Here is a 22,877-nt window from a genome sequence, read left to right as displayed (position 1 = left end):
TTTTTACTCCCTGCCGGGCAAACGATTGCTTTTAGCCGGTGGATGATTACAATCGCCACACCATTTTTCGGGAACAGTAGAAGATGTCCACCAATCCGCAGCCAGAACAACCCGCCACTCGCCACAGTGAACTGATTTATCGCCTTGAAGATCGCCCACCGCTGCCGCAAACGCTGTTTGCCGCCGGCCAGCATCTGTTAGCCATGTTTGTGGCGGTGATTACCCCCGCGCTGCTGATTTGCCAGGCGCTTGGCCTGCCCGCCCAGGATACCCAGCACATTATCAGCATGTCGCTGTTCGCGTCGGGCGTGGCATCGATTCTGCAGATCAAAACCTGGGGTCCGGTCGGTTCCGGCCTGCTGTCGATTCAGGGCACCAGCTTTAACTTCGTCACGCCGCTGATTATGGGCGGGATGGCGCTGAAAAATGGCGGTGCTGACGTGCCCACCATGATGGCAGCGCTGTTTGGCACCCTGATGGTCGCTTCCTGTACTGAGATGGTGCTGTCGCGCGTGCTGCATCTGGCGCGCCGCATCATTACGCCACTGGTCTCAGGTATCGTGGTAATGATTATCGGCCTGTCGCTGATTCAGGTCGGGCTGACGTCGATCGGCGGCGGCTTTGCCGCCATCGCCGACCACAGTTTTGGCGCACCAAAAAATCTGCTGCTGGCTGGCGCGGTGCTGCTGGTGATCGTGCTGCTGAACCGCCAGAAAAATCCCTATCTGCGCGTCGCTTCACTGGTGATCGCCATGGCGGTCGGCTATCTGCTGGCCTGGGCACTGGATATGTTACCCACCACCAGCGCGCCAGCCGATCAACCGCTGATTGCAGTACCGACGCCGCTCTATTACGGGCTGGGCTTCGACTGGAACCTGCTGGTTCCGCTGATGCTGGTATTTATGGTGACCTCGCTGGAAACCATTGGCGACATCACCGCAACCTCTGATGTCTCAGAGCAGCCGGTGAGCGGTCCGCTCTATATGAAACGCCTGAAGGGCGGCGTGCTGGCTAACGGCCTCAATTCGTTTGTCTCCGCGCTGTTCAACACTTTCCCTAACTCCTGCTTCGGGCAGAATAACGGCGTGATTCAGCTCACCGGCGTCGCCAGCCGCTACGTTGGCTTTGTCGTGGCGCTGATGCTGATTGTGCTGGGGCTGTTTCCGGCGGTCAGCGGCCTGGTGCAGCATATTCCTGAGCCGGTGCTGGGCGGCGCGACCATTGTGATGTTCGGGACGATTGCCGCCTCCGGCGTTCGCATCGTGTCACGTGAGCCGCTGAACCGCCGCGCCATCATGATCATCGCGCTGTCGCTGGCGGTGGGGCTGGGTGTCTCGCAGCAGCCGCTGATTCTGCAATTTGCGCCTGAGTGGCTGAAAACCCTACTCTCTTCCGGCATTGCGGCAGGTGGAATTACCGCTATCGTGCTGAACCTGATTTTCCCGCAGGAGAAGTAAGGCGAGCGACGGGCTGCGGCCCGTCTGCTATTTAGTCGGATTTACATCCAGGCTGTTGAGCTGTAACGGTAATTCAGGCATAACAACCTCTCACCGGATTTAACTCGGGAAGGATGCTATGAAATTTCTTGGAAAGTTTTTCCTCACCTTACTTTTGCTGCTGCTCTTCACCCTGGTGGTGATCTATGTGCTGCTGCAGACGCAATGGGGTGCAGGCTGGTTTAGCCGATGGGTGAGCGACAAAACGGAGTGGCATCTCTCCCTGAGTAAAATTGAGCACAACTTCTCCTCTCCCTCGCATGTCATTCTGGATGACTTCAGCTTCGGTCACGATGGTCAGCCAGCGGTGCTGGTGGCAAAGCGCGTCGATCTCGGCCTGGCGCTGGTGCAGTTCAGCGATCCGCTGCACTTCAGCAGCATCGAACTGCGTGACGGCGAAGTCAACCTGGCCAACCTGACACCATCAAGCGCGCTGCCGATTCAGGCCCAGCGTCTGCAGCTCAACAACATGCATATCGAAAGCCCCAACAGCGCGCTGCCGCTGTTCGCTCAGCAGGTGAACGGCGGCATTCTGCCGTGGAAACCGGTCGCCAGCAATATGCTGGGCCAGGATGCCCGTTTCCAGATGAGTGCCGGCAGCATGACGCTGAATAAGGTGCCCGGCGAAAATGTGCTGATTCAGGGAAGCGTCTCGCAGGGACGGATGGTTTTCAATAATGTCGGTGCCGATCTGGCTCGCGGCTCGATGACCGGCAACGGTGAGCGCGATGCGCAGGGCAACTGGAAGATTAACCAGCTGCGGCTGAATGATATTCGTCTGCAGACCGCCAGCAGCCTGAAAGATTTTCTGCGTAATGTGCAGGCGGTGCCATCGATTGCCATTACCCGGCTGGATGTGACCGATGCGCGCCTGCAGGGGCCTGACTGGGCGGTGACCGACCTTGATCTGACCCTGCGTAACCTTAACTGGCAGGGCGATGACTGGCAGAGCAACGACGGCTCGCTGGCCATGAACGCCAGCAACTTTATCAACGGCGGGCTGGAGCTGAACGATCCAATCGTCAATCTGGACTTCTCTCCGCAAGGCATCGCCCTGACGCAGTTCAGTTCACGCTGGGCCAACGGCGTGATCCGGGCAGAAGGCGACTGGTCGCGCGCCGATAAACGCCTGACGCTGAAAAACCTGGCGGTCGCCGGGCTGGAATATACCCTGCCGCAGGACTGGCGCGATCGCTGGCAGTCCACGTTACCTGACTGGCTTGATAGCGTGGTGGTGACGCGTTTCACCTCAAACCGTAATCTGATTATCGATATTAATCCGGCGTTTCCTTTCCAGCTGACGTCGCTGGATGGCACCGGTGAGAATCTGTTGCTGGTTCGTCAGCAACAGTGGGGGATCTGGTCCGGTAAGCTGAGCCTGAATGCGGCGGAGTCGACCTTTAACCGCACCGATTTGCGCCATCCTTCGATTGCACTGAGTGCCGACCCGCAGCAGATTCAGGTGACCGAGCTGAGCGCGTTCAGTGGTAAGGGCTTACTGGAAGGACGTGCGACGGTCGGCCAGCAGCCCGAGCGTCCACTGACGTTGCAGCTGACTGGCCGTGCCGTGCCGGTGAATGTGTTGCAGAACTGGGGGTGGCCGGCGCTGCCGCTAACCGGTGACAGCAACCTGCAGCTGCAGCTGAATGCCGCGTTAAAAGCCGGTCAGCCACTGCGTCCAACCGCCAATGGCAGTTTGTCAGTCACCACCGACAGCCAGCAGTTGCAGCAGACCCTGCAGGCTGGTGAGGTTCGATAACGCATCAGGGCCGGTTTTACCGGCCCTGATGATCAGTTAATGCGCGCGCCCGAGCCGCCCTCTTCCAGCGGTCCGTCAGGATCGGCAGGCAGCACGATATAGACCCCTTCAAATACCGCGCCACGCTCTTCATCGCCGAACAGTTCAACTTCAAGCTGCACGCGCGCCTTACGGCCACGCGCCAGACGATCGAGATCGCCGCTTAACGAGCCCAGATCGGCGATGGCGCCTGGCCGACCACTGATAGGCTGACTGTAACGAATATGCGCATCGGCCAGAATAATGGTGCCGCCAAGATGACGCTCACGCAGCAACAGCCAGATTAATCCCCAGCCGGTCAGCGTCGCCAGCGAGAACAGGCTGCCCGCAAATAACGTCTGATGCGGGTTCTGATTGCCCGCCTCCGGCATGGTGGTGATAAATTTCTGGCCGGTATACTGCAGGATGCGTACGCCCATCTTTTCACTGAGCGGGATATGCGCGTACCAGGCCTGCTGTAGCTGACCGCACCAGTCGGCGCGGTGCAGGATATCGTCAAGCGTGACCACTGGCTTGATCATCAGAAAGTGACGTACCGGCGTGGTTTGCGGCGCGGTAATCTCTCCCTGGTTGACGTAACCCAGTTTGGCAAAGAAGGCGACGGCATCTTCGCGCGCGCTACAGGTGACGCGTTTGGCCCCCTCCTGACGCGCCACCGATTCCAGCGTCATCGCCACCAGCGTCCCCAGGCCTTTGCCCTGCACCGAAGGATGGACCGCCATAAAGCGAATCGCCGCTTCGTTGTCGGCATTGATGTACAGACGTCCTACCGCGACCGGCTGTCCCTGTTCATCCACCACCATCTGATGATGCGCTAAGGCATCCCAGGCGTCACGTTCAGAACCCTGCGGCTGACGCAGCGGTTTTCGTAGCATTTCCCAGCGGAACTGATAATAGATATCCAGCTCTTCCGCCGTCTGTGGCACGCGAAGATGATACATAAAATGTTTCTCTCGTTCGGAGCTTGCGTGGCTTATCCCTTGCCGCTCGGCTGACGATCTCACACCTGCAACCAGAAGGTTACAGGACCATCATTCACCAGCGCGACCTGCATATCTGCCGCAAAGCGGCCATTCTCAGTGGTGATGCCCTGCCGACGACAGCAGTCGCTGAAATATTCATACAGGCGTTCAGCTTCCGCCGGTTCCGCGCCGCCGGAAAAGGAGGGCCGCATGCCCTTTTTAGTATCCGCCGCCAGGGTAAACTGCGACACCACCAGCACGCTGCCGCCAGCCTGTTTGACGCTCAGGTTCATTTTGCCCTGTTCATCACCGAAGATGCGATAACCCAGCACCCGTTCTGCGAGACGCTCCGCACGCTGTGCGTCATCACCTTTTTCCACGCCCAGTAACACCAGTAATCCGCTACCGATTTCACCTGTCACGACCTGATCGACGCTAACGCTGGCGCGCTGCACGCGTTGAATCAATGCAATCATGTTTCCTCACGTTCTTTTTCTCTGTGCTGCTGTTTTAACTGGCGATAGTCCGCTAATGCGACAGTAATTTCAGCGCCTAACAACACAATACACCAGGTCCAGTAGACCCAGAGGAACAGAATCGGGATCACGGCCAGTACGCCGTAGATCAGCTGATAAGAGGGAAACATCGTAACATAGAGCGCGAAGCCCTTTTTACCCAGCTCAAACAGCGCACCCGCCACCAGCGCGCCAATCAGCGCATCGCGCGGTGGCACCCGCTGGGTGGGAACAATGCTGTAGAGCAGCCAGAAGGCGAACCAGGAGAGCAGCAGCGGGAAGATGCGCAGCATCTGATCGACCAGGCTGGTCACGCCGGTGGCGTTGATCCAGCGCAGCGACAGCAGATACGAGCTGATGGCCAGGCTGGCACCGGCCAGCAGCGGACCCAGCGTCAGGATCATCCAGTAAACCGCAAACGAATAGACCATCGGCCGCTTCTTGTTGCTGCGCCAGATGGTATTCAGTGCGGTATCGACCGAATGCATCAGCAGTAGCGCCGTGACGATCAGACCAACCGCGCCGACGGCGGTCATGCGGTTAACGTTGGCAACAAACTGCTCTAAATAGCGTTGCAGTGTGTTACCCGCAGCCGGCATCAGGTTAGTAAAGATGAACTGCTTTAACTGCACACTGATGTCGGAGAAGACCGGGAAAGCCGCAAACAGTGCAAACACCACCGCGATAAGCGGCACCAGCGCCAGCAATGAGACGAAAGCCAGATTGCCGGCCTGAGTCGTCATGCCATCTTCATCAACCCGCTTCCATAACAGTTTAAGCCACAGCCAGAACGCATGTAGCCCGGGACGAAATTTACGTGACGTCATGGTTTAATGCTGACCTGCGAACCAGTCGGGCACCGTTTTGCTGTCAGTGACCAGCACGCTTTCAATGCCCAGCGCGCGCGCCGCGTCAATATTCTGCGGGTTATCGTCGAAGAAGACCGCCTGATCGGCACTGACGCCTTCCGCCTCCAGCACGTGCTGATAGATGCGCGCTTCCGGCTTGCGCATCCCGAGTTCCTGCGACAGGTAGAGCGCATCCGCCGCCTGCTGCACGTCCGGGTACTGGGTCGGCCAGAAGGCGCAGTGCAGCTTGTTGGTATTGGAGAGGATCACGACCCGATGTCCTTCCAGCCGCAGCCGGTTCATCAGCGCCAGAGTTTCAGGCCGCACGTCAACAAACACCGCCTGCCAGCCTGCGGTGAACTGCTCGTAACTCAGGGCGATCTCCAGCTTTTCACACAGCGCTAACGCGAAATCTTCATCGCTGATCTCGCCCCGCTCGTGCTGTTCAAACGCTTCATCCATCACAAAATGGCTTTGCAATGACGCCAGCGGCACGCGGCTAAGGTCACTCCAGACACCTAACACGCGGTTAAAATCGATATCAATGATCACATTGCCCAAATCAAAAATGTACAACATGGTGCGCCTCCTTCTGTTCCCTGGAGTATTCACTCTAGCGGCAAAAGGGCGGGCTGAACAGATAACCGCGGAGAGAAAAGCGGAAACGGCAATGACCGCTTGAGACGCGCGCGCTGAGACCCTACTCATCGCTGGCCTGGTGGTGCAGGATCGGAATTGCAGGCAAAAAAAAGCCCCTATAACGGGGCTTTTTATCGATTAAAGGCGCGAATTACGCGTCTTTAGGACCACGTGAAGCACGTTTACGGTCGTTTTCAGTCAGGTGACGTTTACGGATACGTACTGACTGTGGCGTGACTTCAACCAGTTCGTCATCATCGATGAACTCGATCGCCTGCTCCAGCGTCATCTTGATTGGCGGCACCAGGGTAGTCGCTTCATCCGTACCGGAAGCACGCATGTTGGTCAGTTTCTTACCGGTCAGACAGTTAACTGTCAGGTCGTTAGAGCGGCTGTGAATACCGATGATCTGGCCTTCATACACTTCCGCACCGTGACCCAGGAACAGCTTACCGCGGTCCTGCAGGCCGAACAGGGCAAACGCAACCGCTTTACCCTGACCGTTAGAGATCAGTACGCCGTTCTGACGCTGGCCCACTTCGCCTGGACGAATGTCGTCGTAGTGGCTGAAGGTGGAGTAGAGCAGACCGGTACCAGACGTCATGGTCATGAATTCGTTACGGAAGCCAATCAGGCCACGGCTTGGGATCACGTAGTCGAGACGTACGCGGCCTTTGCCATCCGGATCCATGTTTTTCAGATCGCCCTTACGCTCACCCATGGCTTGCATGACTGAACCCTGGTTGTTCTCTTCGATATCCAGCGTCACGTTCTCGAATGGCTCTTGTTTGCGGCCATCGATTTCACGGAAGATAACTTTCGGACGGGATACCGCCAGTTCGAAACCTTCACGACGCATGTTTTCGATCAGAACAGAGAGGTGCAGCTCACCACGACCTGATACGCGGAACGCGTCAGCATCTTCGGTTTCTTCAACACGCAGCGCCACGTTGTGAACCAGTTCTTTGTTCAGACGCTCAAGGATCTGACGTGAAGTCACGTACTTACCTTCTTTACCGCAGAACGGTGAGGTGTTGACGTTAAAGAACATGGTTACTGTTGGCTCATCGACGCTCAGTGCCGGCAACGCCTGCACGTTCTGTGGATCACAGATGGTGTCAGAGATGTTCAGCTCGCCCAGACCGGTGATAGCAATGATATCGCCCGCTTCTGCCAGATCGCTGTCGATACGCTCCAGACCCAGGTGAGTCAGAACTTTGCCGACTTTACCGTTACGGGTTTTGCCTTCGCTATCAATGATAGTGACTTGCTGGTTAGGCTTCACTTTACCGCGTTTGATGCGACCGATGCCGATAACACCCAGGTAGTTGTTGTAGTCCAGCTGCGAGATTTGCATCTGCAGTGGCGCTTCAGCTTCAACCTGTGGTGGAGAAACGTGGTCAACGATCGCCTGATACAGTGGCGTCATATCGTCAGCCATATCAGTGTGTTCCAGACCAGCAATACCATTCAGCGCCGAAGCGAAAATGATAGGGAAGTCGAGCTGCTCGTCAGTCGCGTCGAGGTTGACGAACAGGTCAAATACCTGATCCACAACCCAATCCGGACGCGCACCCGGGCGGTCTACTTTGTTGATAACCACAATCGGCTTCAGACCATGCGCGAACGCTTTTTTGGTCACGAAGCGGGTTTGCGGCATAGGGCCATCCATCGCATCTACAACCAGCAGCACCGAGTCCACCATGGACATGACGCGCTCAACTTCACCACCGAAGTCGGCGTGTCCTGGGGTATCAACGATGTTGATACGGTAGTCGTTCCACTTAATGGCGGTGTTTTTTGCGAGGATGGTAATCCCACGCTCTTTCTCCAAATCATTGGAGTCCATCACGCGCTCGGTTGCTTCGGTACGGGCATCAAAAGTACCGGATTGTTGCAGCAGTTTGTCAACCAGGGTGGTCTTTCCATGGTCAACGTGCGCGATGATGGCGATGTTACGCAAATTTTCGATCACAGCTTTGCCTCAGGCATTAGAAATAGCGCGTTATTGTACACTGATTAAGCGGAAGACTGAACACGATCACACTTTTCACTGAAAGTTTATTGCATGGGCGTAAATTTGCCCTGTTACCGGTGCAGAAAATGCACTAAGTTGGGCTGATGCACCGATTTGGTGCTCAATCATCACCCATAAGCACCATAATGGTGCATGGCGACCATCGTGGTGCAGGTGAATCCGGACAAAAAGGTGCACCACAAGGCGATTTAACTGACTACGCGAAAGTTGGCACAGAATTCGCTTTATCTCTTTTAAGCGCAAACGCCAGTCAGACGACGGGTGAAGAGCGTGCCGGAATAGCCAGGTCAGGGATGGCAGTAGTCAGAAACGCATTCCCGGCAACGACGTTCCCTCACCATGTAGACAATGACCATTTCCAGGAGAGTTGAGTATGTCCGCTGAACACGTTCTCTCGATGATGAACGAGCATGAAGTTAAGTTTGTTGACCTGCGTTTTACCGATACCAAAGGTAAAGAACAGCACGTTACTATCCCTGCTCACCAGGTTAACGCTGACTTCTTCGAAGAAGGCAAAATGTTCGATGGCTCCTCCATCGGTGGCTGGAAAGGCATTAACGAATCAGACATGGTGCTGATGCCTGACGCGACCACGGCGGTCATGGACCCTTTCTTTGAAGATTCCACGCTGATCATCCGTTGTGACATTCTCGAGCCTGGCACCATGCAGGGCTACGATCGTGACCCACGCTCGATTGCCAAGCGCGCTGAAGATTTCCTGCGCTCTTCCGGCATAGCTGATACCGTGCTGTTTGGCCCGGAACCAGAATTCTTCCTGTTCGATGATATCCGTTTCGGTTCATCGACCTCCGGTTCACACGTGGCTATCGATGATATCGAAGCGGCCTGGAACACCGGCAAAGAATACGAAGGCGGTAACAAAGGTCACCGTCCAGGTCTGAAAGGCGGCTACTTCCCGGTGCCACCGGTTGACTCATCACAGGACATCCGTTCTGCCATGTGTCTGACCATGGAGCAGATGGGTCTGGTGGTTGAAGCCCATCACCACGAAGTCGCAACCGCTGGTCAGAACGAAGTGGCAACCCGCTTCAACACCATGACCAAAAAAGCTGACGAAATTCAGATCTACAAATATGTCGTGCACAACGTGGCGCACGCCTACGGCAAAACTGCGACCTTTATGCCGAAGCCAATGTTTGGCGACAACGGTTCAGGTATGCACTGCCATATGTCACTTTCTAAAGGTGGCCAGAACCTGTTCTCCGGTGACAAATACGGCGGCCTGTCTGAAATGGCGCTGTTCTATATCGGCGGCATCATCAAGCACGCCAAAGCGATCAACGCCCTGGCGAACCCGACCACCAACTCTTACAAGCGTCTGGTCCCGGGTTATGAAGCACCGGTCATGCTGGCATACTCTGCCCGTAACCGTTCCGCCTCTATCCGTATCCCGGTGGTTGCCAGCCCGAAAGCCCGTCGTATTGAAGCGCGCTTCCCGGACCCAGCGGCTAACCCATACCTGGCGTTTACCGCGCTGCTGATGGCTGGCCTCGACGGCATCATCAACAAAATCCATCCTGGCGATGCGATGGATAAAAATCTGTACGACCTGCCACCGGAAGAAGAAGCTGAGATTCCAAAAGTGGCTGGCTCGCTGGAAGAAGCGCTGAACGCCCTGAACGAAGACCGCGAGTTCCTGACCCGTGGCGGCGTGTTCACCGACGAAACCATCGATGCTTACATCGAACTGCGTAAAGCAGAACTGGACCGCGTTCGCATGACGCCACACCCGGTAGAGTTCGAGCTTTACTACAGCGTTTAATTGGTCAGACGTTTTTGTTGCCGTGGAAACTTTCAGCCCATCTTCGGATGGGCTTTTTTCTCCGCGAATTCACCGTTCATTCGCCTTCATTCCGGCTTAAAGACTAAAATGCACTAACTTAGTGCAGAGGAACGCTGTATGGCAACTGGCTCTCTGCCCGACGCAGGGCAGATTCTCAACGCGTTAATCAACAGTATTTTGTTGGTGGATAACGACCTGGTTATTCACTACGCCAATCCGGCGGCGCAGCAATTACTGGCGCAAAGCTCACGTAAATTGTTCGGCACGCCGTTACCGGAACTGACCGGCTACTTTTCGCTGAATATTGAGGTGATGCGCGAGAGTCTTGAGGCTGGCCAGGGATTTACGGACAGTGAAGTCACGCTGGTGGTAGATGGTCGCGCGCACATCATGTCGCTGACCGCCCAGCGTTTGCCCGATGGCTTAATTCTGCTGGAAATGGCGCCGATGGATAATCAGCGTCGCCTCAGTCAGGAACAGTTACAGCACGCCCAGCAGGTGGCCGCTCGCGATTTGGTTCGTGGCCTGGCACACGAAATTAAAAATCCGCTGGGGGGATTACGCGGAGCCGCCCAGCTGTTGTCGCGCGCCCTGCCCGATCCGTCGCTGAACGAATATACCAAAGTGATTATTGAACAGGCCGACCGGCTGAGAAACCTGGTCGATCGTCTGTTAGGACCGCAGCAGCCTGGCATGCACATCACCCAGAGCATTCATCAGGTGGCAGAGCGTGTGGTCAATCTGGTGTCGATGGAGCTGCCGGACAATGTCTCTCTGGTACGTGATTACGATCCCAGCCTGCCGGAACTGCCGCACGACCCCGATCAAATTGAACAGGTGCTGCTTAACGTGGTACGCAACGCGCTGCAGGCGTTGGGCGACGACGGCGGCACCATTGTGATTCGAACCCGTACCGCGTTCCAGTTAACGCTGCACGGCACCCGTTACCGTCTGGTGGCGCGGATTGATATTGAAGATGATGGCCCCGGCATTCCCGCCCAGCTGCAGGATACGCTGTTTTATCCGATGGTCAGCGGCCGTGAAGGCGGAACCGGTTTAGGCCTCTCCATCGCCCGTAGCCTGATTGATCAGCATTCAGGAAAAATAGAATTTAACAGTTGGCCGGGACACACCGAATTCTCGGTTTACCTGCCCATTCGCCAGTGAGGTTTCTATGCAACGAGGGATAGTCTGGATCGTCGATGACGATAGCTCCATCCGCTGGGTGCTTGAACGCGCGCTCACTGGAGCCGGTTTAAGCTGCGCCACCTTTGACAGCGCTAAAGAGGTGCTGGACGCACTCTCGACCAAAACCCCGGACGTTTTATTATCAGATATTCGCATGCCCGGCATGGATGGCCTGGCGCTGCTGAAGCAGATTAAACAGCGCCATCCGATGCTCCCGGTCATCATAATGACGGCCCACTCCGATCTGGATGCGGCGGTCAGCGCCTACCAGCAAGGAGCCTTTGATTACCTGCCTAAGCCCTTCGATATTGACGAAGCGGTTGCGCTGGTTGAGCGCGCCATCAGTCACTATCAGGAGCAGCAGCAGCCGCGTAATCAGCCGGTCAGCGGACCCACCACAGATATCATTGGTGAAGCGCCAGCGATGCAGGATGTGTTCCGCATCATTGGCCGTCTGTCGCGATCCTCAATCAGCGTGCTGATCAACGGCGAATCCGGTACCGGTAAAGAGCTGGTGGCTCATGCGCTGCACCGCCACAGCCCCCGCACTAAAGCGCCCTTTATCGCGCTGAACATGGCGGCTATCCCGAAAGATTTGATTGAGTCTGAGCTGTTCGGCCATGAAAAAGGGGCGTTTACCGGCGCTAACCAGATTCGTCAGGGCCGTTTTGAGCAGGCTGACGGCGGCACACTGTTTTTAGATGAGATTGGCGATATGCCGCTCGACGTGCAGACCCGTCTGTTACGCGTGCTGGCCGATGGTCAGTTTTATCGTGTCGGCGGTTATGCGCCGGTCAAAGTCGACGTGCGTATCATCGCTGCAACCCACCAGAATCTGGAACTGCGGGTGCAGGAAGGCAAGTTCCGTGAGGATCTGTTTCACCGCCTGAATGTCATTCGTGTGCATCTGCCACCGCTGCGTGAGCGCCGTGAGGATATTCCACGGCTGGCGCGTTACTTCCTGCAGGTAGCCGCCCGTGAGCTGGGCGTAGAGGCGAAAATCCTGCATCCGGAAACCGAAGCGGCGCTTACCCGTCTGCACTGGTCTGGTAACGTGCGTCAGCTGGAGAATACCTGTCGCTGGCTGACGGTGATGGCGGCCGGTCAGGAAGTCTTGATTCAGGATCTGCCGGCCGAACTGTTTGAATCCAGTACGCCGGAAAATCCGGTGCAGTCGCTGCCGGACAGCTGGGCCACGCTGCTGGCGCAGTGGGCCGATCGCGCGCTGCGTTCCGGTCATCAGAATCTGTTGTCAGAAGCACAGCCAGAGATGGAGCGCACCTTGCTGACTACCGCCCTGCGCCATACGCAGGGGCATAAACAGGAAGCCGCCCGGTTACTGGGTTGGGGACGCAACACGCTGACGCGCAAGCTGAAAGAGCTGGGCATGGAATAAGGTTGCTGAGACGGGCTGGGGAGACTCAGCCCGTCTGTTCAGATCACCCGGGAGAATTGCTGCTGACGCGCTTTCTGACGCAGGTAGCGATCAAAACACATACAGATATTGCGGATCAGCAAGCGCCCCACCCCCGTCACCTGCAAGCCCGTCGTCGTTTGCTCCACCAGCCCATCCGCGATTAACGGTTTCAGCAGCGCCAGGTCTTCGGCAAAGTAGTCGCCAAAGCGAATGCCCCACTGATTTTCAATCGCCGCAAAATCGAGCGAGAAGTTGCAGATCAGGCTCTTAATAACCTCACGACGCAGGCAATCATCGTCAGTTAACGCCACACCACGCCACAGGCCATTGCCCTGCTGCTCCACGCTGCTGTACCACGTATTGAGCACTTTCTGGTTCTGCGCGTAGCTGTCCCCAATCATGCTAATGGCGGAGACGCCAAGGCCGAGTAAATCGCTGTCGCCCTGCGTGGTGTAGCCCTGGAAGTTACGATGCAGTTGCCCTTCGCGCTGCGCAATGGCCAGCTCATCCTGTGGCTTCGCAAAATGATCCATCCCGATAAACTGGTAGCCCTGCTGCGTCAGGGTAGCGATGGTCTGCTGCAGGATATCGAGCTTTTGCTGCGCCGACGGCAGTTCATCATCTTTGATTTTTCGCTGGGCGGCGAACAGTGCGGGCAGATGGGCATAGTTGAACACGCTCAGCCGGTCGGGATTAAGCGCCAGCACCCGCTGCAGCGTATAGGCAAAGCTTTCCGGCGTTTGTAGCGGCAAACCGTAGATCAGATCGATGCTGGTTGAGCTGAAACCCTGTTCACGCGCCCGCGCCATCAGACCAAAGATGACCGCTTCATCCTGTACCCGATTGACCCGCTGCTGTACCGCTTTGTTAAAGTCCTGCACGCCCATGCTCAGGCGATTAAACCCCAGCGCGCGCAGATGATCGATCACATCCAGCTCAATTTCACGCGGATCAACCTCGATCGACATTTCGGCATCGTCTGCCACCGTAAAATGCTGCTTCAGCAGTGCCACCAGCCGGCTAATCTGTGACTTATCAAGAAAGGTCGGTGTGCCGCCGCCCCAGTGCAGCTGGCTCACCTGACGCTGGCGGAACAGCGGCGCGCGCTGAATGATCTCCTGCTCCAGTACATCCAGGTAGCGATCGGCTTTATGGCGCTGACGCGTCACTATTTTATTGCAGCCACAGAAGTAACAAAGACGATGACAGAACGGGATATGAACATAAAGCGAGAGTGGGCGCTCCGGATAGCGCGCTACCGCACGCTGGAAATCGGCCTCACCATATTGCTCGCTAAACTCCAGCGCAGTGGGATAGGAGGTATAACGCGGGCCGGCATAATTGTATTTTTCAATCAGCGCCTGGTCCCAATCAATCTGCAGCGATGGCATGCTCACTCCTTCCGGTGACGTCGTCTAAGAGAAGGTCGCGATGAAGAAGGGATGAAAGGTGAGCGGGCAGAAGAAACCCGACGTAAACGTTGCTTCAGGCGCGACAGGCGACGTAGTTTAAACAATAACCACAGCAGATAACATGTCGCCAGCAGCGCGAAAATTGATCCAGGCCAAAACATTGTTGTTTACCTGAGAAGCGCGGCATGCGAAAAACGCATGCCGATCAAATTGGCTTAGTTGCCTTTAAGCAGACGGTACATATCTTCTTCCGCCTGCTCGTCATCGCCGTCATCCATGGCGATGCCTAACTGCTCCATCAGTTCGTCGATACGATCGAGTGCGGCGTCCAGCCAGCCCTGATCTTCCGCCGAAAGGGTTTCGCCATTTTCCAGCCGATCCAGCAGCGCATCCAGGCGTTCGTCATTTTCCAGCTTCGCCAGCTCTTCTTCCGGCGTCAGACGTACTTTTTTCTCTGCTGCCGGTTTCGCCACGCTTTTCTTCACTGGGGCGGCCGTAGTTTTCCCATCCGCAATCAGCGCGACCGGTTTTTTGCTGCCGATGCGGGGATCTTTAGCCTGGCTGGCCTGGCGTCCGCCGTTGTTGTCCGTTGCGGCCGGATTTGCACGGCTGCCTGACGCATGGCCGCGGTGCTTTTTATCACGTTTGCGATCGCGAGCTTCGTTATTAATATCGTCACGCGATTTACGTTTGGCTTTGACGGCAGGTTTGCCGTGCGCAGCTCGTGCAGGTTGCTTCATAGTGTTCAGTCCCGGCTTTTTTATTCAGTATAGAATTGCGGCGAAATCTAGCAGAAAGTAGCCAAAGAAAAAAGGCGACAGCTCAAGCTGTCGCCTTATTTCATACCTTCATAAGAAGGAATCATGTTTTAAATCCTTTTCGGCTCACAACATCCCGGTCAATCCTGCGCCTGCTCATCTCCCCTGAGCTTTTCCTTATCCCTGTCTGGTCCATATCCCTGACCATTTCCACTCCCTCGCTCTTTGCCTTCCTGACATCCCTGAGCGCATCATCCTGATGGGTGCTGCCATGCACTGCACACTAATGTAGACCAACTGGTAAAAGCCTCAAGTCAGCGGCAAGATTAGTTGCTGCAAAAAAAGACCACTTATTTATAACCTAATGAATAATATTGTTTTTTATTTTTAGTAATTAAAGTAAAAAACGACATAACGGGCAACCTCTATGGCAAATCTCTTACAAAAGCCGCCATCGCCAAGCGGTTGAGCACTTTCGCGCCATAACGCGTATAATCGGCGCCATTGCCTTAATGCGTTTTCTGGAGTGTCACTTTGTCTGAATTGAATTATCACGTAACCCATTTTGTCCTGAGCGCGCCGGATATCCGCCATCTTCCTGCCGATACCGGTATCGAAGTCGCCTTTGCTGGCCGCTCTAACGCCGGTAAATCCAGCGCACTGAATACCTTAACCAACCAGAAAAGCCTGGCGCGTACCAGTAAAACGCCTGGCCGCACCCAGTTGATTAACCTGTTTGAAGTAACAGAAGGTAAGCGCCTGGTCGACCTGCCCGGTTACGGCTATGCCGAAGTCCCGGAAGAGATGAAGCTGAAATGGCAACGTGCATTAGGTGAGTATCTGCAAAAACGGCAGGCGCTGAAAGGTCTGGTGGTGTTGATGGATATTCGCCATCCGCTTAAAGACCTGGATCAGCAGATGATTCAATGGGCTGTGGAAAGCAGCATCCCGGTACTGCTGCTGCTGACCAAAGCAGACAAGCTCGCCTCGGGTGCCCGTAAAGCGCAACTGACGATGGTACGTGAAGCCTCACTGGCCTTTATGGGGGATGTGCAGGTCGAGCTCTTTTCGTCGCTGAAGAAGATTGGCGTGGATAAAGTCCGTCAGAAGCTGGATGGCTGGTTCAGTAACCTGGAGCCTGCACGCGACGATCAGGATGGGGAAGAGTAAGCCCCTCGCATCAGCCCGCCCGTTAGGTTCAGCAAAAGCCCAATAAAAAACGCCCCAGTCACAGAATGACTGGGGCGGCTAAATTCAGCCAAATCCGATTACGTGAAGTAAAAGGTCTGAAAGATAGAACATCTTACCTCTGTACCCTACGCCTCGAACTTTACCTGATTTTTTCTGAGCCACAAAGGCTTTTTTGTTGCTTACTTACATCAATCCGGCCTTTTTTTACCGTGCGCGTCACAAAAATAGCGTTGTGATGTAGTTTAATGACGTAAAAAGTGCTTAGCCGATAAGTAGTTACTCTTCCCCGTACGGCTCAGACGGCCAGAGCGCCAGCTGAAGCGATTAAGTAAACGATTTACTTATGCCTCAGTTCAGGCTGGCACCCACGCCGCCGTGCCAGCCGATATTGACCGGTTAGTGGGCTTCATCCCAGTTATCGCCGACGCCGATTTCAACCAGCAACGGTACGTCAAGCTGAACGCTGCCTTCCATTAATGCCTGGATTTTTTTACTGGCAGACTCAACCGCATCCGATCTGACCTCAAATACCAGTTCATCATGAACCTGCATAATCATCCGGACGCCGCTCTCTTTTTCCTGCTCTAACCAGCCATCGACCGCAATCATGGCACGCTTAATAATGTCAGCCGCCGTTCCCTGCATTGGCGCATTGATCGCCGCACGTTCCGCCGCTTTACGCCGTATTGCGTTGCTGGATTTGATATCCGGCAACCACAGCCGACGTCCTTCCAGCGTTTCGACATAGCCTTTGTTGGCTGCCAGCTGACGGGTATTTTCCATGTAGCTCAGTACGCCAGGATAACGTTCAAAGTAGAGATCCATATACTTTTTCGCTTCGCCGGCACCGATGTTTAACTGCCGTGACAGACCAAATGCGCTCATCCCATAGATCAGACCAAAGTTGATCGCTTTGGCGCTGCGGCGCTGTTCTCCACTAACCTTATCCAGCGCGACGCCAAAGACTTCAGCTGCGGTTGCCCGGTGGATATCTTCACCCTGAGCGAACGCATCCAGCAATCCTTTATCCTGCGAGAGATGCGCCATGATGCGCAGTTCGATTTGCGAATAGTCAGCCGCGACGATGCGATGACCTTTGGCTGCGATGAAAGCCTGGCGGATACGGCGACCTTCGTCGTTGCGTACCGGAATGTTCTGCAGGTTAGGATCGGTCGAGGATAAGCGTCCGGTCGCGGTAACCGCCTGATGATAAGAGGTATGGACCCGGCCACTTACCGGATTAATCATCAGCGGTAATTTATCGGTATAGGTCGACTTCAGTTTGGACAATCCGCGATGTTCCAGAATCACTTTAGGCAACGGATAGTCCAGTGCCAGCTCAGCTAACACCTCTTCACTGGTTGACGGTGCCCCACCAGGGGTTTTTTTGGTCGGTTTGATGCCCTGCTTTTCAAACAGAATAACCTGTAACTGCTTGGTCGAAGAGAGGTTGAACGGCTCGCCCGCCAGTTCATGCGCTTTCAGCTCCAGTTCAGCCAGACGGGCGGTGAGTTCTTTCGAATGCTGCGCCAGAATAGATTGATCAATCAATACGCCATTACGCTCAATACGCGAAATCACCGTCAGTAGCGGCATCTCAATTTGCTCAAAGACTTTTTTCGGGCCCGCTTCTTTCTCCAGCTCCGGCCACATCTTCAGATGCAGCTGTAAGGTCACGTCGGCGTCTTCAGCCGCATAATGCGCCGCCTGTTCCAGGGCGATTTGATTGAAGGTGAGCTGGTTTTTGCCTTTGCCGGCGATTTCCTGGAAAGTGACGGTTTTATGGTTCAGCCAGCGCGCCGACAGGCTATCCATATCATGTTTGCCCACGACGCTGTTAAGAATGTAGGACTCCAGCATGGTGTCGAATTTGATACCTGCCAGTTCAATGTCGTAGTTCTTCAGTACGCCGCGATCGTATTTGAGGTTCTGGCCAACCTTCCAGGCGCTGGCATCTTCCAGCAGCGGTTTGAGCTGTGCCAGCACGGCGGTGCGATCGAGTTGCTCTGGCGCATCGAGATAATCATGTGCTACCGGCAGATAGGCAGCTTCACCTGGCGCCACCGCAAAGCCGATACCCACAATACTGGCACTCAGGGTATCCAGCGAATCGGTTTCCAGATCAAAAGCGAACACCTCGCTGTGCTTCAGTTTCTCCAGCCAGCTATCAAAGGTCGCCTGATCCAGGATAGTGACATAGCCATCGGCCGAGAGCACACTGCTGGCCTCAACCACAGCTACCGGCTCATCAGACAGCCCTTTTTGCGCCTGAGGGCTGCTCTTTTTGCCCTGAAGCCATTTGCCATCCTGCAGATCATTCAGCCAGCGTTTGAACTCATAACGGCTGAACAGCGTATGTAATGCCGCAACATCCGGTTCAGTGACCGTCAGTTCTTCACAGGGTAATTCCAGTTCAACGTCGGTTTTAATGGTCGCCAGCTGATACGAGAGAAACGCGACATCACGGTTCTGTTCAAGTTTGGCTGCCATGGTTTTGGCACCGCGGAACGACAGTTCGGCGACTTTGTCCAGATTGTCGTAAATAGAGCGCATCCCGCCCAGCCCCTGTAACAGTGCCTGCGCCGTTTTTTCCCCGACGCCGGGAACGCCAGGGATGTTATCCGAGCTGTCACCCATCATGGCGAGGAAATCGATAATCAAAGCGGGTGGTACACCATATTTCTGCTCAACCTCTTCCGGTCCCAGAATGGTGTTGGTCATGGTATTAATCAGGGTGATACCCGGCGTCACCAGCTGCGCCATATCTTTATCACCGGTGCTGATCAGCACTGCGCGGCCTTTTTTCTCGGCCTCAAGCGCCAGCGTACCAATAACATCATCCGCCTCAACGCCGCTGACAGCCAGCAGCGGTAATCCCATGGCGCGTACCATTTCATGCAGCGGTTCGATTTGCGCGCGCAGGTCGTCTGGCATTGGCGGCCGATGCGATTTGTAATGCTCAAACAGCTCGTCCCTGAACGTTTTGCCTTTGGCATCAAACACCACAGCAACGTGACTTGGGCTATATTGCACCAGCAGGCTTTTCAGCATATTAAGCACGCCATACATGGCGCCTGTGGGTTCACCTGCACTATTGGTCAGCGGCGGGAACGCGTGATACGCGCGGTAAAGATAGGATGAGCCATCAACCAGAATCAGGGGATTTTCTGCTATTTGCGCCATAAGTCTGTCTATTCTTCGTTGCCATGGATTGGTCTATAAGGATGCCACAACCTGGCAAGAATGGTGAAATAAGGCGAGCTGCGTCCGGAGTTTTTAACGCTTTTGAGCAGAAGATCGCAACGATCGTTCTGTGGATAACTTTGTGCGTAAAAATTATAAGGCGCTGTTTTTTAGGCGTTTAACTAAATCACACCTGATTTAATCCATTGTTTTTCATGAGGTTAGCTAATTTCTGTGACCCGATCGCTATTTTTAATAGCGCGATCCCTTGTGTGGATATTAAATTTATGCCCAGGCGATGGATAAAAATGCTGTCGCCGATCGAGGAGCAAAAAAAACGCCAGCAGCGCTGGCGTTGAGGGGTCAGGCCGCGGGTTACTTCTGGCTGACCAGGAATTTCACGACGTTGGCGTAATCGGCAACGAAATTATCCATAGAGCTGGTATCCAGACCGCCGTTATTGATCATGTATTTACCATTAACGAAAATCGCTGGCACGCCACGCAGATCGACATCAGCCGCCGCTTTCTGCTGCTGAGCGACCAGTGCTTTCACGGCAAAGCTGTTCCAGGCTGCATCGTAATCCGCTGCTGAGATGCCAGCCGCGGTGATAAAGGTCTGTTTCAGACTGGCAGGATCGGTAATGGTCTGGGTTTTCTGAATCCCGTCAAAGAGTGGTGCGGTGACTTTATCTTCCACACCTAACGCCATGGCAACTGCCCATGCCTGAGTGACGACCGGACCTAAGTCACCACCAAGGAAATCAACGTGGTATTTCACCATCTTAGTCTCAGCAGGCAGGTTCTTTTTCACCGCATCATTGACGTGATAAATACGTTCGAACTGATAGCAGTGCGGGCAGAAGAAGGAGAAAAACTCCAACACCTGAGGTTCGCCTGCAACCGGCTTCTGCAGGCTGACAAATTGTTTCCCCTCGGTGAATTGTGCAGCAGACGCGCTGAACGCCAGCACTAAACCGATCAGTGCAAACCAAATCTTTTTCATCGTGAAAAACTCTCCTGACTACTTCATTAAAATTGCGGGGTCAGCTGCAAAGGAGGTTCCTGCAACAGCTTCTCCTGCTCGGTAAAAAGCGAAATCTGCCGGCGCCAGAAATCTTCATCTGTCATCCAGGGGAAGGCGCGCGGAAAAGCGGGATCCTGCCAGCGCCGGACCACCCAGGCCAGATAATAAACCATGCGCATCGCGCGTAAAGGTTCAATCAGTGACAATTCATTAATATCAAAATCACTAAATTCACCGTACGCCTCCAGCAGGATATCCCACTGAATGCGCTGCTCCTGCCGATCACCGCTGATCAGCATCCAGAGATCCTGCACTGCCGGGCCATTGCGGGCATCATCCAGATCAACAAACAGAGGTCCGTCGCGCCACAGAATATTACCCGGATGACAATCTCCGTGTAATCGTAGCGGCTGCCACGCAGTATGCCAGCGCTGCTGTAAGGTGTTACCCAGCTTATCGACAGCCTGAAGCAGTGCTCCTTTCAATGAGGCAGGAACTAACAGACACTGCTCCAGCACCTCACGCGGCTGATGGAGGTATTCATCCAGCCCGATAGTGGGACGCTGGCTGAACAGCGCTTTACGGCCGGTCTGATGGATCCGCCCGAGAAAGCGTCCAACCCACTCCATCTGATCTTCGTTATCCGTTTCATACTGGCGCCCGCCGAGGCTGGGAAACACCGCAAAATAGAAGCCGGCATGGCTCTGCAATGTGTTGCCCTGTAAAACCAGCGGTGCGGCGATAGGCACTTCGTCAGCCAGCAGATCAAGCGCGTACTGATGCTCTTCAACAATCTGTTCTGCATGCCAGCGTTGCGGACGGTAAAATTTAGCGACGTAACGGCGTTTGTCATCATCACTGAATTGATAGACCCGGTTTTCATAGCTATTCAGTGCGGTCAGGCCTGATTCGACGCGTATTCCTGTTTCCCAAAGCGCATCCAGCAGCACATCGGGATTCAGGGTCTGAAAGTTAAACGCAGCGTCGCTCATCATGTTACCTGTAGTTACCCGTGTATTTAGCGGATAAGGATAACACTACTCGTCATCTTTAATGACACCCCGTGCGCGCAGCAACGCCGTTTTGAAATCGATCTCGTGATCTTTTTTCAGGCCAGGTATTTCGTCGTGGCTGGCCGCATCACGCATTTTGAGATGGTAAATCAATACATCGTCGGTTAATTCACTTAATGGGCCACGGAAACCCGCTTCCTCTGCCAGTTTCTGTAAAAATGCAATGAGGTTAAGATCGGGTTCTTTTTGCCAGGCGGGTTGCAGCAATTCAATCAACTCATTCAGACGATGGCATTTCATATCACTTACTCCTGTTTTTCAGTACGTCATTAGCGAGGACAATGCCATGACAAAGTTAACCGGCGTCATTCTGGCCGGAGGTCAGGGCCGCCGTATGGGTGGTCAGGACAAAGGATTAGTGCCACTGAATGGCAAGCCGTTGTATCAGCATGTCCTCGAACGGCTACGGCCACAAGTCGACATTGTCATAATTAACGCGAATCGTAATATTGATCGTTATCAGTTAAGCGGATGTCGGGTTGTGCAGGATGAACATGACGATTTTCCTGGTCCGCTGGCGGGGATCTACAGTGCGTTACGCGCGATTGAAGGAGAGTGGGCGGTGTTCAGTTCCTGTGACACGCCCGCTATCCCGCTTAACTTTGTTGAGCAGCTGGTGCAACAACGGGACGATGCATCCGCCGTATGGGTACGCTCACAGGAGCGCGATCATCCGACGCTGGCGCTGATCCACCGCGACGTTGCTGCACCACTCTATCAATACCTGCAGGCGGGTGAGCGGCGTCTGATGCAGTTTCTGCGCGATCAGGGCGGGCATGGGGTGCTGTTAGCGGATGACGAATCCGCCTTTCACAACATTAATACTCCGGATGATCTGGATGAGAGATTTTAATATGTCGCTACCGTTACTTGGTGTGGTCGGCTGGAGCGGTACCGGAAAAACCACGCTTCTACAGAAAGTTATACCGATTCTCAGCAGTCATGGGATTCGCAGTGGATTGATCAAACATACGCATCATCAGATGGATGTAGATACGCCTGGCAAGGACAGTTATCTGCTCAGAAAAGCGGGAGCCAATCAGGTCATCGTGGCCAGTTCTCAGCGTTGTGCACTGATGTGTGAAACACCCGATGAAGAGCCCATCGACCTTTCCTATCTGGTGAGCAGAATGGATCACTCATTACTGGATCTGGTATTGGTGGAAGGATTCAAAAACGAGGCAGTACCAAAAATTGTGTTGTGGCGCGCCGGTATCAAAGGGGGCGTAGAGGATCTGCTGGATGAGCAGGTCATTGCGGTCGCCAGCGATCGGGCGCTTAGATTATCGGTGCCGGTGCTGGATTTAAACCAGCCAGTGGCGATTGCAACGTTCATTGCAGACTGGCTGAAAGCCCGCTGATGCCATGTTTTGACAGGATTTCAGCGATCTTCAGACGTAAAAAAGCCCCGCACTGCTGTGCGGGGCTTCTTCACTGATATGATGCCTGGCAGTTCCCTACTCTCGCATGGGGAGACCCCACACTACCATCGGCGCTACGGCGTTTCACTTCTGAGTTCGGCATGGGGT

20 protein-coding genes and 1 rRNA gene are annotated in these 22,877 nt (G+C 54.7%); 8 read left to right on the top strand and 13 right to left on the bottom strand.

Annotated elements, in window-relative coordinates:
* The first annotated feature begins 83 nt into the window (after positions 1-83).
* Complete coding sequence (locus WFK59_RS21165) at positions 84-1,457, top strand: nucleobase:cation symporter-2 family protein (protein WP_233985821.1); 1,374 nt, start codon at positions 84-86, stop codon at positions 1,455-1,457.
* A gap of 118 nt (positions 1,458-1,575) precedes the next feature.
* Positions 1,576-3,255 carry an AsmA family protein gene (locus tag WFK59_RS21160; RefSeq protein WP_233985820.1) on the top strand — a complete coding sequence of 560 codons (1,680 nt, stop codon included), beginning with the start codon at positions 1,576-1,578 and terminating at the stop codon, positions 3,253-3,255.
* Positions 3,256-3,287: 32 nt separating this feature from the next.
* On the opposite strand, the gene fabY is transcribed toward WFK59_RS21160, so the two are convergent.
* The 5 genes from fabY to typA form a co-directional block, all read right to left on the bottom strand.
* Positions 3,288-4,235: a fatty acid biosynthesis protein FabY gene (gene fabY, locus WFK59_RS21155; RefSeq protein ID WP_046289509.1), complete on the bottom strand. Its 948-nt coding sequence runs from the start codon at positions 4,233-4,235 to the stop codon at positions 3,288-3,290.
* Between the two features lie 59 nt (positions 4,236-4,294).
* Complete coding sequence (gene dtd, locus WFK59_RS21150) at positions 4,295-4,732, bottom strand: D-aminoacyl-tRNA deacylase (protein ID WP_336757213.1); 438 nt, start codon at positions 4,730-4,732, stop codon at positions 4,295-4,297.
* On the bottom strand, positions 4,729-5,598 hold the full coding sequence (locus WFK59_RS21145) for a virulence factor BrkB family protein (RefSeq protein ID WP_233985818.1): 870 nt from the start codon (positions 5,596-5,598) through the stop codon (positions 4,729-4,731). Before WFK59_RS21145 ends, dtd begins: the two co-directional genes overlap by 4 nt.
* A 3-nt stretch (positions 5,599-5,601) precedes the next feature.
* Entirely contained in the window at positions 5,602-6,198 is a 597-nt protein-coding gene (gene yihX / locus WFK59_RS21140; protein WP_233985817.1) for a glucose-1-phosphatase, read from the bottom strand.
* 211 nt (positions 6,199-6,409) lie between these two features.
* Entirely contained in the window at positions 6,410-8,233 is a 1,824-nt protein-coding gene (gene typA / locus WFK59_RS21135; protein WP_046289508.1) for a ribosome-dependent GTPase TypA, read from the bottom strand.
* A 436-nt stretch (positions 8,234-8,669) separates the two neighbouring features.
* On the opposite strand from typA, the gene glnA reads away from it, so the two are divergent.
* The 3 genes from glnA (at position 8,670) to glnG (ending at position 12,684) form a co-directional block, all read left to right on the top strand.
* Complete coding sequence (gene glnA, locus WFK59_RS21130) at positions 8,670-10,079, top strand: glutamate--ammonia ligase (RefSeq protein WP_031377263.1); 1,410 nt, start codon at positions 8,670-8,672, stop codon at positions 10,077-10,079.
* Between the two features lie 138 nt (positions 10,080-10,217).
* On the top strand, positions 10,218-11,267 hold the full coding sequence (glnL, locus tag WFK59_RS21125) for a nitrogen regulation protein NR(II) (RefSeq protein WP_233985816.1): 1,050 nt from the start codon (positions 10,218-10,220) through the stop codon (positions 11,265-11,267).
* Positions 11,268-11,274: 7 nt separating this feature from the next.
* On the top strand, positions 11,275-12,684 hold the full coding sequence (glnG, locus tag WFK59_RS21120; RefSeq protein ID WP_031377264.1) for a nitrogen regulation protein NR(I): 1,410 nt from the start codon (positions 11,275-11,277) through the stop codon (positions 12,682-12,684).
* A 38-nt stretch (positions 12,685-12,722) separates the two neighbouring features.
* Here the strand turns inward: glnG and hemN are convergent, their stop codons facing one another.
* Both hemN and yihI read right to left on the bottom strand, forming a co-directional pair.
* A complete protein-coding gene (hemN, locus tag WFK59_RS21115) occupies positions 12,723-14,096 on the bottom strand; it encodes an oxygen-independent coproporphyrinogen III oxidase (protein ID WP_233985815.1) in 1,374 nt (457 codons plus the stop codon).
* A 236-nt stretch (positions 14,097-14,332) separates the two neighbouring features.
* The gene (yihI, locus tag WFK59_RS21110) at positions 14,333-14,857 is read right to left on the bottom strand and encodes a Der GTPase-activating protein YihI (protein WP_233985814.1); all 525 of its coding nucleotides are present in this window, start codon (positions 14,855-14,857) and stop codon (positions 14,333-14,335) included.
* A gap of 552 nt (positions 14,858-15,409) precedes the next feature.
* Between yihI and yihA the strand changes: the two genes are divergently transcribed.
* Positions 15,410-16,045 carry a ribosome biogenesis GTP-binding protein YihA/YsxC gene (yihA, locus tag WFK59_RS21105; RefSeq protein WP_233985813.1) on the top strand — a complete coding sequence of 212 codons (636 nt, stop codon included), beginning with the start codon at positions 15,410-15,412 and terminating at the stop codon, positions 16,043-16,045.
* A gap of 84 nt (positions 16,046-16,129) precedes the next feature.
* On the opposite strand, the gene WFK59_RS22160 is transcribed toward yihA, so the two are convergent.
* From WFK59_RS22160 to WFK59_RS21085, 5 genes are all read right to left on the bottom strand, one after another.
* Positions 16,130-16,177: a spot 42 RNA, inhibition of DNA synthesis gene (locus WFK59_RS22160; protein ID WP_071892919.1), complete on the bottom strand. Its 48-nt coding sequence runs from the start codon at positions 16,175-16,177 to the stop codon at positions 16,130-16,132.
* Between the two features lie 285 nt (positions 16,178-16,462).
* The gene (polA, locus tag WFK59_RS21100) at positions 16,463-19,249 is read right to left on the bottom strand and encodes a DNA polymerase I (RefSeq protein ID WP_336757210.1); all 2,787 of its coding nucleotides are present in this window, start codon (positions 19,247-19,249) and stop codon (positions 16,463-16,465) included.
* A gap of 375 nt (positions 19,250-19,624) precedes the next feature.
* Positions 19,625-20,254: a thiol:disulfide interchange protein DsbA gene (gene dsbA / locus WFK59_RS21095; RefSeq protein ID WP_233985811.1), complete on the bottom strand. Its 630-nt coding sequence runs from the start codon at positions 20,252-20,254 to the stop codon at positions 19,625-19,627.
* Between the two features lie 26 nt (positions 20,255-20,280).
* Positions 20,281-21,267, bottom strand: a complete 987-nt coding sequence (locus WFK59_RS21090; protein WP_233988109.1) for a serine/threonine protein kinase — start codon at positions 21,265-21,267, stop codon at positions 20,281-20,283.
* Positions 21,268-21,312: 45 nt separating this feature from the next.
* The gene (locus tag WFK59_RS21085) at positions 21,313-21,588 is read right to left on the bottom strand and encodes a YihD family protein (protein ID WP_233985810.1); all 276 of its coding nucleotides are present in this window, start codon (positions 21,586-21,588) and stop codon (positions 21,313-21,315) included.
* 46 nt (positions 21,589-21,634) lie between these two features.
* Between WFK59_RS21085 and mobA the strand changes: the two genes are divergently transcribed.
* Together mobA and mobB are read left to right on the top strand one after the other, a co-directional pair.
* On the top strand, positions 21,635-22,201 hold the full coding sequence (gene mobA / locus WFK59_RS21080) for a molybdenum cofactor guanylyltransferase MobA (protein WP_233985809.1): 567 nt from the start codon (positions 21,635-21,637) through the stop codon (positions 22,199-22,201).
* A 1-nt stretch (position 22,202) separates the two neighbouring features.
* Positions 22,203-22,709: a molybdopterin-guanine dinucleotide biosynthesis protein MobB gene (mobB, locus tag WFK59_RS21075; RefSeq protein WP_336757277.1), complete on the top strand. Its 507-nt coding sequence runs from the start codon at positions 22,203-22,205 to the stop codon at positions 22,707-22,709.
* Between the two features lie 83 nt (positions 22,710-22,792).
* Here the strand turns inward: mobB and rrf are convergent.
* Positions 22,793-22,877, bottom strand: a 5S ribosomal RNA gene (gene rrf / locus WFK59_RS22155); the annotation flags it as partial.

Origin of the sequence: Pantoea sp. USHLN298, assembly GCF_037149395.1 — a bacterium.
In the GTDB taxonomy this organism is placed as follows: domain Bacteria; phylum Pseudomonadota; class Gammaproteobacteria; order Enterobacterales; family Enterobacteriaceae; genus Pantoea; species Pantoea astica.
Note: the sequence above shows the minus strand (reverse complement) of the source record. Positions and strands in the feature narration are given on the sequence as shown.